This window comes from Microbulbifer aestuariivivens (assembly GCF_039545115.1).
Taxonomy (GTDB): Bacteria; Pseudomonadota; Gammaproteobacteria; order Pseudomonadales; family Cellvibrionaceae; genus Microbulbifer; species Microbulbifer aestuariivivens.
Genome location: NZ_BAABRT010000005.1, coordinates 54,551 through 70,505, shown reverse-complemented (window position 1 = coordinate 70,505; position 15,955 = coordinate 54,551). Strand labels below are relative to the sequence as shown.

The window sequence follows — 15,955 nt, the reverse complement described above, 5'->3', positions numbered from 1 at the left end:
ACCAGAAGCTCAGCTACATGTCCGAAAAAGCCCGCAATCGCCTGTTTTCGCTGTTATGGCTCGCCCTTGCAGGGGCTGCCGCCACAGCCATGGCCTTTGCCAGTATTTACCTGTATCTCAACCCTGGCCTCCCTTCCGTCGAGAGTCTTCGCGACATCCGCCTGCAGACGCCGCTGCGCGTCTACTCTCAGGACCTCAAGCTGATTGGGGAGTTTGGCGAGAAACGCCGCGACCCCATCGGTATCGAACAGACCCCGGAACTCTTTATCAAGGCCATCCTCGCCGCTGAGGATGATGGGTTCTACTCCCACCCAGGTGTTTCCATCAAAGGGCTTATGAGAGCGGTATCGCAGCTGGTACAAACCGGCTCCATCCAGTCCGGCGGCAGCACATTGACCATGCAGGTGGCCCGCAACTTCTTCCTGAGCCGTGAACAGCGCTTCGTGAGGAAGTTCAACGAGATACTCCTCTCTCTGCAGATTGAGCGTGAGCTGAGCAAGGACGAGATTCTCGAGCTGTATATCAACAAAATCTTCCTCGGCAACCGTGCCTATGGATTTCAGGCCGCTGCACAGGTCTACTACGGTCGCGATATCGCCGAGCTCAATCTGGCCCAGCTGGCAATGATGGCGGGCCTGCCCAAGGCCCCCTCCACCTACAACCCCCTCGCCAATCCCAGCCGCGCCCTGGTGCGTCGCAACTGGATTCTGCGCCGCATGCTGGAGCTGGGCCATATCGACCAAGCGGACTACCAGAACGCCATCACGGCCCCGGTCACGGCCCGTCACCACCCCCGTGATCTCGATCTTGATGCCCCCTATATCGCCGAAATGGCGCGCAAAGAGGCTGTAGAGCTCTTTGGGGACAGCGCCTACACCGACGGCTACCAGGTCATCACCACGGTGGACAGCCGGCTGCAGCAGGCGGCTCAGGATGCACTGCAGCGCGGTCTTGAGACCTACGACAGTCGACACGGCTACCGCGGCCCCGAGCAGCGCCTTGACCAAGATCTGCTGCAGGACAGCGACAGACTTATCGACCTCCTCAATCAGATTCCCCCTCTCGGCGGGCTACAGCCGGCGGTGGTTACCGCGGTTGAGCCGAAGAAATTGCAGGTACAGCTGCGCGATCGCCGTATCGTCGAGGTATCCTGGGAGAACGGCCTCGACTCTATCCGGCCATTTCTTTCTGAAAATGCCCGCGGGCCTCGCCTGAAATCCGCCGAGGAGATGTTCGCCCCGGGTGATGTCATCCGTCTGCGCAGGGTAGAAGTTGACACTGACGATGACACGCAAGTAGCAGGCGGCATTAGTGACAGCCAGCTTCCCCCGAGCCGCGACCCTTTTGCCGACCCCGGTGAAGCGGCTGCGCCGCTGGAAAAACCACAAATACGCGAGGAGTGGCACCTGGCCCAGGTCCCCGCAGCTCAGGGAACCCTGGTCTCCCTGGCTCCCGGAGACGGCGCGATACGAGCATTGGTGGGGGGATACGACTTCCGCCAGAGCCATTTCAACCGCGCCATTCAAGCCGCTCGCCAACCCGGCTCCAGTTTTAAGCCGTTCATTTACGCCGCTGCCATCGAGCGGGGTTACACCGCGGCCAGCATGATCAACGATGCACCGATCATCTTCGAAGAGACCAACGTGCAGGATGTCTGGCGGCCCGAGAACGATACCGGCACCTTCCTGGGACCCACCCGACTGCGCAAAGCCTTGTACAAATCCCGCAACATGGTCTCCATCCGGCTGTTGCAGGCCCTCGGTATCGACAACGCGCTGACTTTTGTTGAACGCTTTGGCTTTGAGCGCAGCAAGCTCGCCCGCAACCTCACCATCGCGCTCGGCAGCTCGGCATTGACACCGGTAGAAATGGCCCGCGGTTACGCGGCTTTTGCCAACGGCGGCTACCGCGTCGAGCCCTACCTTGTCGACCGTGTTTTGGATGTGAATGGCGATGTGGTCTATCAATCCCTGCCGCTCACGGTGTGCAGAGACTGCCCGGAGCCGGGCAAAGAAGTACTGCAGAGTGAACCACTGGACCTTGAGGCGGTGCAAATGGAAGCTGCAGCAATCGAACCGAGCCAAGAGCCTCTAAACTTGCGCACCCTACACGTAAGTCCACTCCATAATGAGTCCGCTGAGCAGGCCCTTCCTCGTGCACCACGGGTCATGTCTGCCGAGACCTCCTTCATCATGGACTCCATGCTGAAGGATGTGGTCAAGAAAGGCACCGGGCGCAAGGCGCTGGCCATGAAGCGCGGCGACATTGCCGGCAAGACGGGTACCACAAACGGCCCCAGAGACGCCTGGTTCTCCGGTTACAGCCCACATCTGGCGACCAGCACCTGGGTTGGTTTCGACTCCAACGAAGAGCTGGGCAAGAACGAATACGGCGGCTCTGCCGCCCTGCCCATCTGGATAGACTATATGACCGTCGCACTGGAGGGCCAGCCGGAACGCCACCTGCCGCAGCCGGATAATATCGTTACCGTTCGCATCAACCCTAACACCGGTCGACGCACTTCCGCTGGTGGTATGTTCGAGATCTTTCGTGCCGATCGAGTCCCGGGACGGGAAAGCTATCGTTCTATAGCACCGGTTTACTCCAATGACAGGGACTCCGGCAACCCGCAACCCCAGCAACAACAGGAGTCTCTTCCTGACGAACTGTTCTGAGACGAGCATTCATAGACATCACCTGTCATAAAAAACGGGGCCTGATGGCCCCGTTTTTTATTGGCAAATGGCTGGCAAGTAACCGATAAATAAAACCCTGGCTAACCCCCGCGGTGATATTGCAGGCAGGCAGTCTCAAGCGCCTGCAGGTCCGGTATTACCGCCTCCTCACCTGACAATGCCACGTGCATCAGCTCGCCACTCTTACAGGATTGGTTGCGGCCGGCCAAGTCACTCTGAACAACCCGCACCAAGCGCGGAGTGCCCCTGAGCATCAGGGCCACAAAGGGCAAGCCCCCTTCCGCATTGCCGGTATTCAGCACGGCAATACGGCCACTGTCGCCACCCATTGCCAGAGAACTGCCGCGCAGCACCTCAAAGGAAACCAGCGGCAAGCGCTGCTCACGCCACTTCAGTTCACCGAGATACCAATCCGGGGCGCCATAGACAGATAGCGGCGCCTGCACTCCAATAACCTCCACCAGGGTGTCAACCGGCACCAGCAGCTGGCCATCCGCCAGCGGCAGCAGCAGGCTGCTCACCTCTCTGGGGATATTGACCGGAAGGGCTTGTAATCCACTCATCGCCATTCGCTCTCTCTATTCACCGTTGGTCCTCAGCCAGTTCAGGCAGGTGCTCATGGATGGCCGCCAGCAACACCTCCTCCTGATAGGGCTTGCCGAGGTATTGATTAACCCCGAGTGAGAGGGCGTGATCCCGGTGCTTCTTGCCTGTCCGCGAAGTGATCATCACGATGGGGATATCCCGCAGGTCACTTGTGGAGCGAATATGCCGCGCCACTTCAAAGCCATCCATGCGCGGCATTTCGATATCCAGCAGGATCAGGTCCGGCTTCATATCCTGTAGCTGGATGACCGCATCCTGACCGTCTTTGGCTGTCACCGCGATATAACCCTCACGCTCCAAGAAGCGCGTGGTCACCTTGCGGACTGTCACCGAGTCATCCACAACCATAATGGTCTGCGGTCGCTCTTCCTGAGGCTGCGACTGCGGCACCGGTCGCACGACGCCCTGCGGCAGCTTCGCGCTTTCCGGGCGCGCCAGCTGCGCAGCATGACGCCGCAGCAGCGCATGGGCATCAAGGATCACCACGACAGTACCATCGCCGGTGATCGTGGCGCCCGAAAGCCCCTGCACACTGGCAAACTGCGGACCGAGGCTCTTCACCACAATCTCGTGACTGCCGAGAATCTCATCCACCTGCAGCGCCATGGCGTTGTCTTCAGAGCGCACCAGCAGTACCGGAAGCTGCGCATCTTCGACGTTCAGCTTCGGCTGGGCCTCGGACTGCAGCAGCCGGCCGAAATAATTCACCTGGTAGGGCTCTCCGGCGTACTCAAAACGGCTATTGCTTGAGCCGTAGTAGTGCTCAAGCTCATGGGGACTAATGCGGACAATACCCTCAATGGTGTTCAGCGGCAGGGCAAACAGGTCCTCGCCAATACGCACCATCAGCGCCCGGTTTACCGAGACTGTGAACGGCAATCGCACCACGAACTCGGTGCCATTGCCTGAGCGCGAATTGATATGGACAGTACCGCCAATCTGTTTGATTTCCGCACTCACCACGTCCAGTCCCACACCGCGCCCGGAAATCTGGGTCACCTTTTCGGCGGTACTGAAGCCTGCATGCAGGATAAACTGCAGAATCTCACTGTTGGACAGTTCGGCATCCGGCCGCATCAGGCCGTTTTCCACGGCCCGCTGGCGCACGCGCATCAGGTTGATGCCCGCACCATCATCGCTGATGGTCAATACCACCTCGCTGCCCTCGCGCTGCAGCGCTACGGTAATTCGGCCTTTTTCCGACTTGCCCGCCGCCACCCGCTGTGCGGGCATCTCAATGCCGTGGTCCACGGCATTGCGCAGCATATGCTCAAGAGGGGCCACCATCCGCTCCAGCATAGAGCGGTCAAGCTCGCCTTCGACATTGGAGAAAACCAGCTCCACCTGCTTGCCCAACTCGGCGCTCACCTGGCGCACGATACGGCGCAGGCGAGGCACCAGACGGGAGAAGGGCACCATGCGGCTGCGCATTAGACCTTCCTGCAGCTCGGTGTTGACCCTGGACTGCTGCAGCAGCAGGGTTTCCGTATCACGCGTCTTGTTGCCCAGAGTGGCTCGCAGCTCCATCAAGTCAGAAGTCGACTCCATCAGCGAGCGGGACAACTGCTGAATGGACGAATAGCGGTCCATCTCCAAGGGATCGAAATCATCGTCCTTTTCCGCCAGCTGCTCCTGTCGAAACAGAATCTGCGCCTCGGTTTCCAGGTCGAGACGACGCAGCTGTTCGTTCAGGCGCTGCATCGTCATATCCATTTCGTCCAGTGCCAGACCGAACTCACTGACCTGCTCCTCAAGTCGTCCACGGGAAATGGAGGTCTCACCGGCGAGGTTAACCAGTTCTTCGAGCAGCTCCGCAGCCACCCGCACCATTTCCTGTGGCTGCCCTCGGTTCGGCTTGTTGACCTGCCCCGGCTGCACCACGCTTCCCTTGCGCACAAATGGCAGCACATTGCCGCCATGCTGCGCCGGGACCAGCTGCTGTGCCGAGTCTTCGTCAATGCTTGCGGGCGCAGGGGCTTTCGCCTCGGCGGGCTCTTTCGGCGCGGAGGCTTGCGGGGCCTGCGCGCGCTCAGGCTGCATAGGCTGAGGGGGCGCATCCGGCGCATCGATTCCATAGTCAACCGGTGTGGTACTCTCAACCAACTGCTCGTCGGCCCAGCGCGTACTCAGCAACCGCCCGAACGCTTCCTGCTCGTTGCCCACCATCCAGGCACGGACAGTCTCCACGCCGCCGGCGAGGCGGTCATAGATGGCGTGCGCATCGGCAAAAAATTCCGCGGTGGGTTCGGCATTTGACTGCATCCCCTCGATGACCGTTTCAAAACGGTGCGCGACTTCGCCGAGCCCCATCAATCCCGCCATGCGTGCGCCACCCTTGAAGGTATGCAATACACGCTTGAGCGCTTCCGCCTGAAGGGTATCGGAGGGGGTCTGTTCCCAGGCCTGAATCAGCTCTTCGAGTTCATCGATGAGATCGCCGGCCTCCTCCATAAAGACCTCGACCACGTCGGGATCAATATCCGACAGCAGTGCCTGCAGCTCGGCGGTATCGCCGGAGCCCGCTGCCGCTTCAGGTAGCGCCACCTTGGCTTTCGGCTCAGGGGCGCGGTCAGCGGACTCATGGGGCAGAGTAGCTCCTGCAGCCGGTTTATCGCTGACAGTATTGTCTTTCTCTGCCGGCCTGGAATCTGGAATGGGCTTGCTGTCGGACTCGAAAAGTTCCCCGGCATCCCCGCTGGAAATCAGATCATCAAAACCCAGGTCGTCTAAATTCAGCCCATCCAACCCGGAACCGGTTTCAGCAGCGGCAGGCACAGCCGGCAGCGCTTCATCCACCAACTCCAGGCCAATCTCGTCTTCGGCTGTCTCCGCCGTGACTGGCGGCAGCGGTTCCTCTTCCCGCACACCCGACGACAACTCCGGCAGGTAGTCTTCATCCCGCGCTCCAGGTGCCGCGGGAATATCCTCTACAGCCTCTAACGCAGGATTGCCATCGTCCGCTGGGGGCAAATCGGCAGTGTCGATACCCAGCTCAGCCCAGTCGTAATCCTCTTCCCCGGTCGATGGGCTTTCATCCTGCACCAGATAGCGCAGCGCTTCCTCCACCACCTCACTGACCCTGGGCAAATCCTGCGCTGCGGCAACCGCATCGACCAGGTCCAGCAGCTCGTTGTGCCCCTGCTCCAGAGACGACCAGAGTGCGGGCTCCACCTCCAGCCGGCCGTCAATCACCTTGCGGTAGACCGCCAGCAGCAACTGCGATAGCTCCGCCAGCGTCGGCAGCTGTGCGCGGGTGGCTGCATCTTCCAGTATCTGGAGTTCTTCGGCTACCGGCTCCAGCAGGGCAGTATCGTCAGGGTTGGAGCGCCATTGGTTGAGCATCTGGTCCGCGTCCAGAAGCACTTTCATACCGTCGGCCATGATCACCGCCAGCAATTGAGGGTCCACGGCCCGGGGGGCATCACCCTCGCGCTCTCGGATCAGGTGCCCGACAGCGCGCTCCTGCAGCTCTTCCACGCGCGCCAGGAACTGGTCGATCCTGTCGATAATCAGAGGTTCACCAGCGCGAATCTGGCTCAGTGTCATGCGCACATAGTCTGCGCCATCACTAATCAGCTCGAAAATGTCGTCATCGATGGGTACCTGGTAAGTGCGCAATTCCTTGGCAAACCTTTCGAGCGGACCGATGACCTCTGCGACGGACTTCACCTCCGCCATGTGCGCGGAACCCTTGAGAGTGTGCAGTGCACGATGGAGAGGGTCCGAGGGCACACCATAGACAGGCGCACTCTCGCGCATCTCGTTGAGGAAATCACTGACCACCACCAGGTGGGTCTCAGCCTCTTGGGCAAAGATTTCCCACAGCTGATCGACTTCCTCGCCAGCTTCCTGCACGGGGGGCTGCGGCTCCACAACCTGCTGCTGGGGGTCAGTAGTGTCGAGATCCTCAGGAATTTCGCCGCGAGACAGCTGTCCTGCCCAGGATTCAAGCTGGGCGGTGCGCTCGGGCTCGGGATCAGTGCGGCGCTCGCGGAAGGCCTCGATCATCGAGGGCAGCTTCTGCGTGACTCGCTCTACCAGTTCGGCATGTACCCGCTGGGGCTTGACCGTGTTGTCGATAACTCGGTTGAGCATATTCTCAACCGCCCAGGCCAGCTCGCCGATATCGGCGGCCTCGACCATGCGCCCGGAACCCTTCAGGGTGTGGAAACCACGGCGGAATTCCACCAAGGCATCCCGGTCGTTGAAGTTGGCCGCCCATTTGGGGAAGTATTCCGCAATGGTCTCAAGGACCTCGCCCGCTTCCTCGAGAAAAATTTCGATGATTTCATCATCAATCAGGCTGTCGTCATCTTCCAGCGCCGCCGCTGCTACCGGTGCCTCATTTGCGGCCTCTATGAGCGTTTCAACCGGCGCTTGGGATACTTGCGGCTCGGAGGTATTGTCCGCATAGGTCTCCTCGGCGACACCAGATGGGAGCTCCTCGGCGGGCTCGCTGGGCTCAACGGGGGAGGGCGCTTCCACCGCAGCGAGCTCTTCAGGCTCGGCAGGCTCGGCAAACCAGCCGCTCTCTTCTCCGCTGCCTTCGATATCCGCGCTGGCGGTTTCCAATTCCAAATCGAAGCCGGCAGGCCCAGCCTCTTCTTCTGCACGCTCCTCGAGTTCAAGGGCCGGCTGAGTGCTGGTCAGTACCGGGTCTTCCACACCGGATACCGCAAAGCCCAGGGCCTCGACACTGTCCTCGGCCATTGCCAGCAGCATATCGGCGTCCTCGATACCCTCTGCGCGCCGCTCCAGATAATACTCCACACTGGTAATGGCATCGGCGAGGGTATCGAGCAGCTTCCACTCGGGCTGCGCGGCGGCATCGATCAGCTCCTTGCTGATGTAATGCCGACAGGCGCTGACAATCTCGCCGGCACGGCGATACCCGACCATATCGAGTCCACCGCAGACCTCCTGCAGCCGATCCGGCACCTGCTGCAGGTAACCCACATCCCAGTGACTGGCGATAAACTCGACCACGGCCTCCTTGACCTGCTCGAGACCCGCACGGGCCTCCCGCAGGACAGACTCTGTGGCATCGCCCATCAACGGCTCGGTGCTGCTTGAACCCCTGTTGCGGCTCATCGCCGACTGCAGGGCCGAGTCCAGCTGTACCAGCTCCCCCGCCGCCTGCATTAGCAGATCCTCGGGATCCGCACTGCGGGAAGCATCCCGCAGGGATTCGTAAATACTGCGCGCGCGAAGGCGCTGCTCTTCCAGCCCCAGCACACCGAGGGTATCGGCAATTCTTTTTGCCACTACTGAGCTGTCGGAAAGTGGCGCACGCGTTCCACCGGCAGCTTCCGGATCCAGCCCCTCACGCAAGCCGCGCAACTCTTCCCGCAACGCCGTTACGGCGGTTCCAAGGGCCTCAGGGCCCATCGCCAGGGCATCGCCGGTATCGGGCCGCGGGGTGCCGGGGACTGCGCGATCGAGTGAGTAAACCCGGTACAGGGTCTCCCGCTTGCTGCCGTTGGGGCCACTCAGGTAAACATAGAAAAGAAGATTGCGAACCAGATCGCGATCCAGCTTTGCATCCAGGACAGCTGCGCCACGCCCCAGCAAAAGGCGGAACTCCACATCCACCCGGCGCAGCAACTGGCGCAGAGCGGGCATGACACTCAGCTGGTGGGCATCGATGGCATCGAAAATTCCATCGAGAATCTGCCACAGCGGCTGTCGAATACTGCCGCTGTACAGCAGTGACATCTTTTCGCAGACCTTCTTCAGGTAGGCGAGGTTGTCACCACTATTGACATCTCGTATGAGGCCGGCCGCGGCCACGTGATACATTTTGCGGAGCTTCGTCACCAGATCCTGGAGACGCGCGTTGTCTGCGGTAATCGGCTGGCGCCTGCCCGCCACCGTATCCAGTGATGACAGGTCCGGCGCGAAGATTGCACCTTCGGTAATCAGGCGCTCTCGGCGCACGGCGCGCAGGTCATTCAACAGCGGCAGCAGGAGCACCGGGTTGTCGCGGCGCTGGAAAGCGACCTTTTCCAGATAGAGCGGCAATTCAAGCAGAGCCCGCATCAGGAACTCACGTGTCTCCTCGGTGTTTTGCGTCTCACCGGAAGCCAGCGCCTGCAACAGCTGCTCCATTTCTTCGGCCAGCATGGCCGCGCCGGTAAGCTCGGCCATATGCAGACTGCCGTGGACCTGGTGAACCAGAGCCATACCGTTCTGTAACACACTGGTGTCACCACCTGCATCCGCAGCGAAATGCTCGAGAGACTGACGCGCCTGCGCCAGAGACTCATTAATCTCTCCGGACAGCCAATCCAAGGCCTGAAAATTGGGATTGTCGTGACTCACGCCAAGTCCTCAGTAATTCTGTCTGTACGCGGGTTTCCGAATCGGGCCGTCGCGCGTGGCAGGCCTGACGTCATACACCGGCCGCATGCAAAAGGCTGGGCTAAAACGCCTCGCCCTTCGCCCCCAGGCGTCCTCATCAGGCCAGAGCGCGCTCCTCCTGGCTGGGCTCGCCCAATTCAGATTCGTCATCGAGCATCATCGGGAAGTCGTCATCGGCCATATCGGGCAGTTCCACATCGTACAGCTCACTGCCCTCGACAGCGGTCTCGCCTGCCGGCAGCTTGAAGCCGGCAACGGAATCGCGCAGGGCGTTGGCGGTCTCGGCCAGGTTACCAATAGACTGCGCGGTAGCCTGGGTACCGGCGGAGGTCTGAGAGGTAATCTCCTGAATCACGTTCATCGTGTTGGAGATGTGACCCGCGGAGGAGGCCTGCTGGCGGGCAGCGTTGGAGATGTTCTGAATCAATGCGGCCAGATTGGTGGATACGCCTTCAATTTCTTCCAGGGCAACACCGGCATCCTGCGCCAGGCGCGCACCACGCACCACTTCTGTGGTGGTTTGCTCCATCGAGACAACGGCCTCGTTGGTATCCGACTGAATCGCTTTTACCAGGCCCTCAATCTGCTTGGTCGCAGCGGCCGAGCGCTCCGCGAGCCGCTGTACTTCGTCCGCAACCACCGCGAAGCCGCGTCCCGCGTCACCAGCCATGCTGGCCTGGATGGCGGCGTTCAGGGCCAGAATATTGGTCTGGTCGGCAATATCGTTAATCAGGCTAACGATATCGCCAATTTCCTGGGAGGACTCACCCAGGCGCTTGATCCGCTTGGAGGTGTCCTGAATCTGCTCGCGGATGGTATCCATGCCCTTGATGGTGTTGCGTACCACCTTGGCGCCGTTGTTGGCGATCTGTACCGAGCGCTCGGCCACCTGGGCAGATTCGGCGGCGTTGGCAGATACCTGGTCGATGGTCACGGCCATTTCGTTCACAGCCGCCGATGCCCCGGCAATTTCCTGCGCCTGGTGCTCGGAGGCCTCAGCCAGGTGCAGGGCCGTCTGCTGGGTATCCTGGGAAAGGGTGGATACTTCCTGGGCCGCATTGTTGATTCGCGACACCAGAACCCGCAGCTGGTCGATGGTGTAGTTGATGGAGTCGGCGATGGCGCCGGTGAAGGCCTCGGTTACCGTTGCCGAGGTGGTGAGGTCACCGTCGGCGAGGTCGGCCAGCTCGTCCAGCAGCTGCATAATGGCCTGCTGGTTGCGCTCATTGGTCTCGGACTCGGCGCGCAGGCTGCGGCGGGTGCCGGAGAAGGCCACGATCATCATGATGAAGATCAACAGCACGAACACACCAGCGATAATCGCGATAGTCAGGTTGTTTGGCTGGCGCTCACTGGACAGGTTAACGATGCGATCGTTGAGGGTGTTGAGCGCTTCAAGCAGCTGCGGCGAGGAAATCAGAATACCGTCTGCGGCTTGGCGAGTTGCAAACAGGGCCGGCGTCGCCTCGAAGATTTCCCTTACGGACGAACTCACAAATTCGAAAAGCTCGGTAATCTCCTCCAGAGATTCCCGTGCCTCTTCATCGGTTACGCGGGAGATTCCCATGACCACGTCACCGTTTTTCATCCCCTCCACGACTTTACCGAACAGGCTGGCGTCCGTGTTGAACTGATCAGCGGCGCTCTCGGCGTCGGCGCCACCCTGCAGCATCTTGTCAATATTGCGGCCGATACGCTCCGCGCGCCAGACCTGCAACTGGGCCTGCTCAACCTGATTCGCCGGTGCGTCGTTGGCCAGCAGGATTTCCACAATATTGTTGTGCTCAGCCTGCAGCTCCGGCAGCGAGTCCTTCAGGGTGATGGCCACATCGTTGAGCAGTACAATCTGGTCTTTGTTGCCAACGATGGTGTCGACCCTGTCGCGCAGCTCGCGCCAGACCTTATCGTAATCGGAGAGCTCCTTGCGCAGCGCTGTGCGAGTGCTCTCATCCGCTCCCGCAAGCTTGGCCGATATGGCGTTCATCTCCCTAACCACCTGCTCAAGGCCGGCAAATGCGCGCTCGCTGCCTGAAGTGGCCGCCGGTGCAAAGGAAACAATCTGGTAAGACAGTGCGCGCAACTCTGCGACCTGCTGCAGGTATTCCTTGTCTCGATCGCCCCGGGTCTGCACCAGGTAGATACTGACGATCAGTGCCGCCAGCGTGGCGAGCACCAGCAGACCCATAAACAGCGCGGCGGGATTACTGCGCAGCGCGGAAAAGGAACTCTGGGAGCCTGTTTTCATAGTTTACTCCTGGCGGACCTGTTGCTCAGGCCAATTCTTTTTATCACCACAGTGTGTTTAACGATTTACCCGCAGAGGATTGCAGCTGCCGAATACCGGCGCAATCTGCCAACCTCTGCCACCCCCATTGCAAACCCGGCGGAAGCGACCGGGTAACGCGCCACTAGTGAGCGGCAACGTCCATAAACTGAAAATCATCGAGAAGCGCGCGAACATCAAAAACCAGCCAGCGATCCTGCTGCAGCTTGAACTGGCCATTGACCATCGGGGCAAACGGCTCGGTCAAGTCGCTGGGAGCGTGATCCGCATACTCAAGGGCGAGGTGCTGCATGCCGTGCAGCTCGTCGACGATCAATCCGGCGTAGACCTTACCCCACTCGATCACCAGCACACGCCGTCGCTGGCGGGTTGTGCGCATTGGGCCACCAAAAAAGGCCGTCATGTCGAACAGGGGCAGCAGGCGGCCACGCACGTTGGCCACCCCGCGCACCCAGGGCTGCACACCGGGAATAAAAGTGTGCTGCGGAACTTCAAGCAGTTCCGCAACATCGTCCATGGGCACCACAAACTTGTGCCCGAGAAGAGAAAAACCGACACCACTCCAGTACGGCTTAACCTCCTGACGCCCAGGCAGGCCTCCGACCTGAGCCTTGGCGCGCGCGGCCATTTCAACCAGCGCGAGATAGGGAGTCTTGTTTGACTGCACAGGTTTTTGTGGCTGGCCTAGGCCAACACCTCCTCAATGGTGCCGAGCAGCTTACTCTCGTCCACAGGCTTGGTCAGGTAGGCGCGGGCGCCCTGGCGCATCCCCCAGACCCGGTCGGTATCCTGGTCTTTGGTGGTAACCATAATGATCGGGATACCGCTGGTATCGCCGTTTTTGCTCAACTGACGAGTGGCCTGAAAGCCATTCAGTCCCGGCATAACGATATCCATGAGGATTACGTCAGGGCGCTGCTGCCGCGCCACATCCACACCGTTCTCGCCATTGGTGGCAGTGATCACCGCGTGGCCGTTTTTTTCAAGAATGGTGGTCAGTTTGTGAGTCTCGGTAGGAGAGTCGTCAACAATGAGTACTCGTGCCATAAGTTCCCCGCAACTTTGATTTGGTCTGCCGCACCAGCAAGGGTGCGGCGATATTGTGTTGTCGTTATTTGCCGGCGCAATTCCGGTAATTCCGGCCCACGCCGCCCGTCAATCCTTTTTTTCGTTATTTACGATCCAACCGCAGAGCCCCGAAGCCCCCCCCTGGAGAGACTGCAGATTATTGCTGCGCAGCCTTCAGTAAGAACATTCTATGCCGTGAGCGCAGCATGCTCATAATCTGTTGCCAATATTTCAGGCGGCGTGGTGCGGCTTGGCATGCGCAGAAATCGCATCGAGCAGCTCGCTCTTGCTGAATGGCTTGGTCAGGTATTGATCGCAGCCCACAACGCGCCCCTTGGCCTTGTCGAACAGGCCATCCTTACTGGACAGCATGATCACCGGCGTCGAGCGGAATTCGCTGTTGTTCTTGATCAGGGCGCAGGTCTGATAACCGTCGAGACGCGGCATCATGATGTCCACAAAGATGATATCGGGCCGCGAGTCGGCGATTTTTGCCAGAGCATCGAAACCATCCGTAGCAGTCACCACGGTACACCCGGCTTTTTGCAGCAGGGTCTCAGCGGTGCGACGAATCGTCTTGCTATCGTCGATCACCATTACCGTCAGGCTTTCCCAGTTCAGGTCCATAGTGTTCTTAAATCCCCTGTTTACTTATTTTCGGGCCGCGCATCCGCGACTTTCGCGGACCCTATTTTGCGGACCCTTATTGTCTACCACGTCAGGGTCTGGACGCCTCGCCGACAGACTTCACCAGTCGGCACCCGCATCCATCGCGGCAGGCACCATCGCCGAGGTCGCACAACAATGGCAACTTTTATCACAGAAGCCACACTGAATCTACCTGGTACGCTGGTAAGGTACCCGCAAACTGCGGCCTAATCCGGCGCGGGGCTGCGAATGTGGCAAATGGTTGCACCGCCGCCGAGCAGCTCTTACCTTATCCCGACTCCGGCCCAGCCGCCTGTCGTTTATTTAGCCAGCACGGAACACGCTATGAGCCATACTCTCGGGGTGGTGATGGACCCCATCGCCAACATCAACTTCAAGAAAGACACCACCCTCGCCCTCCTGCTGGCAGCCCAGCACAGCGGCTTTACGCTCTATTATTTCGAGCAGTCAGACCTCTATCTCGACGGCGGCAAGGCCATGGGCTCTGGCCGCCCGCTGCAGGTGTTTAACGACCCCGAGCATTGGTATGCCCTCGGTGCCCGGGCCCCAATGCCCCTCGGCGAGCTGGATAGCATCATCATGCGGGTCGACCCGCCGTTCGATAATGAATATGTCTATTCAACCTATATCCTAGAAGCCGCTGAAGTCGAAGGGGCCCTGGTGGTCAACAAGCCCCAGTCACTGCGGGACTGCAACGAAAAGATTTTCGCTACGCGCTTCCCCCAGTGCTGCCCGCCCCTGATCGTCAGCCGGGATATGGCCAGGCTGCGCGCCTTCCACGCCAGCCACCAGGATGTCATCTTCAAGCCGCTCGACGGCATGGGCGGCAGCGGCATCTTCCACTGCAAGCCGGATGGGGCCAATCTGGGCGCGATCCTCGAGATGCTGACCGAGCATGGCCGCAAACAGATCATGGGCCAGCGCTACATTCCTGAGATCAAACAGGGCGATAAGCGTATTCTGGTGGTCGATGGTGAAGCGGTGCCCTATTGCCTGGCCCGGATTCCCGAAGCCGGCGAAACCCGCGGCAACCTGGCTGCCGGCGGCCGCGGCGAGGCACGCCCGCTGACCGACCGGGACCGCTGGATTGTCGAGCAGGTGGCGCCCACACTGAAAGAGAAAGGGCTGCTTTTTGTTGGATTGGATGTGATCGGGGATTACCTGACCGAGATCAACGTCACCAGCCCCACCTGTGCGCGAGAAATCGATGCGGCATTCAACACCGATATCGGCGCCCTGCTGATGAGCGCCATCACACAACGACTGGCACAAAAGGGGTAAACTCTACCCCCACCCGCAATGCGGGCTTACTCGCGGTAATTTGAGCAGTAACAAAAAAGCAATAATGACTTCCACCGCCAGACCGAACCAGCAGCAGGCTGCCCAGCACGATCGCTTCGTGTTTGCCCTTTTTCTCGCCGGAGCTTTCCACGCCCTGGTGATCTTCGGTGTGGCCTTCACCGCACCGGAGGGCAGCCAAGCGCCCCCAACGCTCGAAGTGACCCTGGCTCAGCACCACACAGCCGCAGCCCCCGAAGATGCCGACTATCTGGCCCAGCACAATCAGGAGGCCAGCGGTACAGCGGAGGACCCCCGGGAACTCTCCACCAACCGCCGCGCCGAGATCGCCGATACTGTGATCAGGGAGGTCAACCCCCTGCCGCAGCAGCGGGCGGCGCGCCCGGCCGATCAGCGCCGGCAGCTGGTCACCACCATCGGCGAAAGCCCCCAGCGGGCGCCGGAACTGACGGCGGAGGACAAGCCCTCCAAAGAGCGCGAAGGCAACGCCCCCAACGACCTGCCGCTGTCACACCCGGAAATCGCCAGCCTGCAGGCGCGACTCGACAAAATCCGCCAGACCATCGCCCAGCGCCCGCGAGTGCGGCGGCTCACCTCGGTGGCCACGCGCGCTTCCGCCGATGCCGAATATCTGCACGGCTGGCGCCAGAAGGTGGAGGCCATTGGCAATGACAATTTCCCCGAGGCGGCCCTGCAGCAGCAGATCACCGGTAAGCTGCGCATGATGGTCCGACTCCTGCCCACCGGCGCCGTGGAAGAGGTGCGTATACTGCAATCCTCCGGTGAGGCCGTACTCGACGACGCCGCGCAACAGATCGTGCGTCTGGCGTCACCCTTTGCTCCCTTTCCAGCGGAGATCCGCAAAGAAGCCGACCGCCTCGAGATTATCCGCACCTGGCGCTTTGAAATGACCGGATTTACCACCACCGCGGAGGCGGCGCCGCCAAGAGGCTGAGCCAGGCAGCCCGGGTCC

At 60.4% G+C, this 15,955-nt stretch carries 9 protein-coding genes; 3 read left to right on the top strand and 6 right to left on the bottom strand.

Annotated elements, in window-relative coordinates; genetic code table 11:
* Positions 1-17: 17 nt before the first annotated feature.
* Positions 18-2,675, top strand: a complete 2,658-nt coding sequence (locus ABEA58_RS04355) for a penicillin-binding protein 1A (protein WP_345549207.1) — start codon at positions 18-20, stop codon at positions 2,673-2,675.
* A 101-nt stretch (positions 2,676-2,776) separates the two neighbouring features.
* Here the strand turns inward: ABEA58_RS04355 and ABEA58_RS04350 are convergent, their stop codons facing one another.
* The 6 genes from ABEA58_RS04350 to pilG all read right to left on the bottom strand — a co-directional run bounded on the left by ABEA58_RS04350 (position 2,777) and on the right by pilG (position 13,641).
* On the bottom strand, positions 2,777-3,259 hold the full coding sequence (locus ABEA58_RS04350) for a chemotaxis protein CheW (RefSeq protein WP_345549205.1): 483 nt from the start codon (positions 3,257-3,259) through the stop codon (positions 2,777-2,779).
* A gap of 19 nt (positions 3,260-3,278) precedes the next feature.
* Positions 3,279-9,623, bottom strand: a complete 6,345-nt coding sequence (locus ABEA58_RS04345; protein WP_345549203.1) for an Hpt domain-containing protein — start codon at positions 9,621-9,623, stop codon at positions 3,279-3,281.
* A 136-nt stretch (positions 9,624-9,759) separates the two neighbouring features.
* Positions 9,760-11,907, bottom strand: a complete 2,148-nt coding sequence (locus tag ABEA58_RS04340) for a methyl-accepting chemotaxis protein (protein WP_345549201.1) — start codon at positions 11,905-11,907, stop codon at positions 9,760-9,762.
* 163 nt (positions 11,908-12,070) lie between these two features.
* Positions 12,071-12,613, bottom strand: a complete 543-nt coding sequence (locus ABEA58_RS04335) for a chemotaxis protein CheW (RefSeq protein WP_345549199.1) — start codon at positions 12,611-12,613, stop codon at positions 12,071-12,073.
* Between the two features lie 17 nt (positions 12,614-12,630).
* A complete protein-coding gene (pilH, locus tag ABEA58_RS04330; protein ID WP_345549197.1) occupies positions 12,631-12,993 on the bottom strand; it encodes a twitching motility response regulator PilH in 363 nt (120 codons plus the stop codon).
* A 252-nt stretch (positions 12,994-13,245) separates the two neighbouring features.
* A complete protein-coding gene (gene pilG, locus ABEA58_RS04325; RefSeq protein ID WP_345549195.1) occupies positions 13,246-13,641 on the bottom strand; it encodes a twitching motility response regulator PilG in 396 nt (131 codons plus the stop codon).
* Positions 13,642-14,007: 366 nt separating this feature from the next.
* Here pilG and gshB point away from each other — a divergent pair, with 366 nt between their 5' ends.
* Positions 14,008-14,964 (top strand): glutathione synthase, encoded by a 957-nt coding sequence (gene gshB / locus ABEA58_RS04320; protein ID WP_345549194.1) that lies wholly within the window; start codon positions 14,008-14,010, stop codon positions 14,962-14,964.
* A gap of 64 nt (positions 14,965-15,028) precedes the next feature.
* Positions 15,029-15,937, top strand: a complete 909-nt coding sequence (locus ABEA58_RS04315) for an energy transducer TonB (RefSeq protein ID WP_345549191.1) — start codon at positions 15,029-15,031, stop codon at positions 15,935-15,937.
* The last annotated feature ends 18 nt before the right edge of the window (positions 15,938-15,955 follow it).

Bases quoted from the DNA above. Each gene is read 5' to 3' on its own strand.
- ABEA58_RS04355 (WP_345549207.1), top strand. From the start codon at position 18: ATGTCCGAAAAAGCCCGCAATCGCCTGTTTTCGCTGTTATGGCTCGCC.
- ABEA58_RS04350 (WP_345549205.1), bottom strand. From the start codon at position 3,259: ATGAGTGGATTACAAGCCCTTCCGGTCAATATCCCCAGAGAGGTGAGC.
- ABEA58_RS04340 (WP_345549201.1), bottom strand. From the start codon at position 11,907: ATGAAAACAGGCTCCCAGAGTTCCTTTTCCGCGCTGCGCAGTAATCCC.
- pilH (WP_345549197.1), bottom strand. From the start codon at position 12,993: ATGGCACGAGTACTCATTGTTGACGACTCTCCTACCGAGACTCACAAA.
- pilG (WP_345549195.1), bottom strand. From the start codon at position 13,641: ATGGACCTGAACTGGGAAAGCCTGACGGTAATGGTGATCGACGATAGC.
- gshB (WP_345549194.1), top strand. From the start codon at position 14,008: ATGAGCCATACTCTCGGGGTGGTGATGGACCCCATCGCCAACATCAAC.
- ABEA58_RS04315 (WP_345549191.1), top strand. From the start codon at position 15,029: ATGACTTCCACCGCCAGACCGAACCAGCAGCAGGCTGCCCAGCACGAT.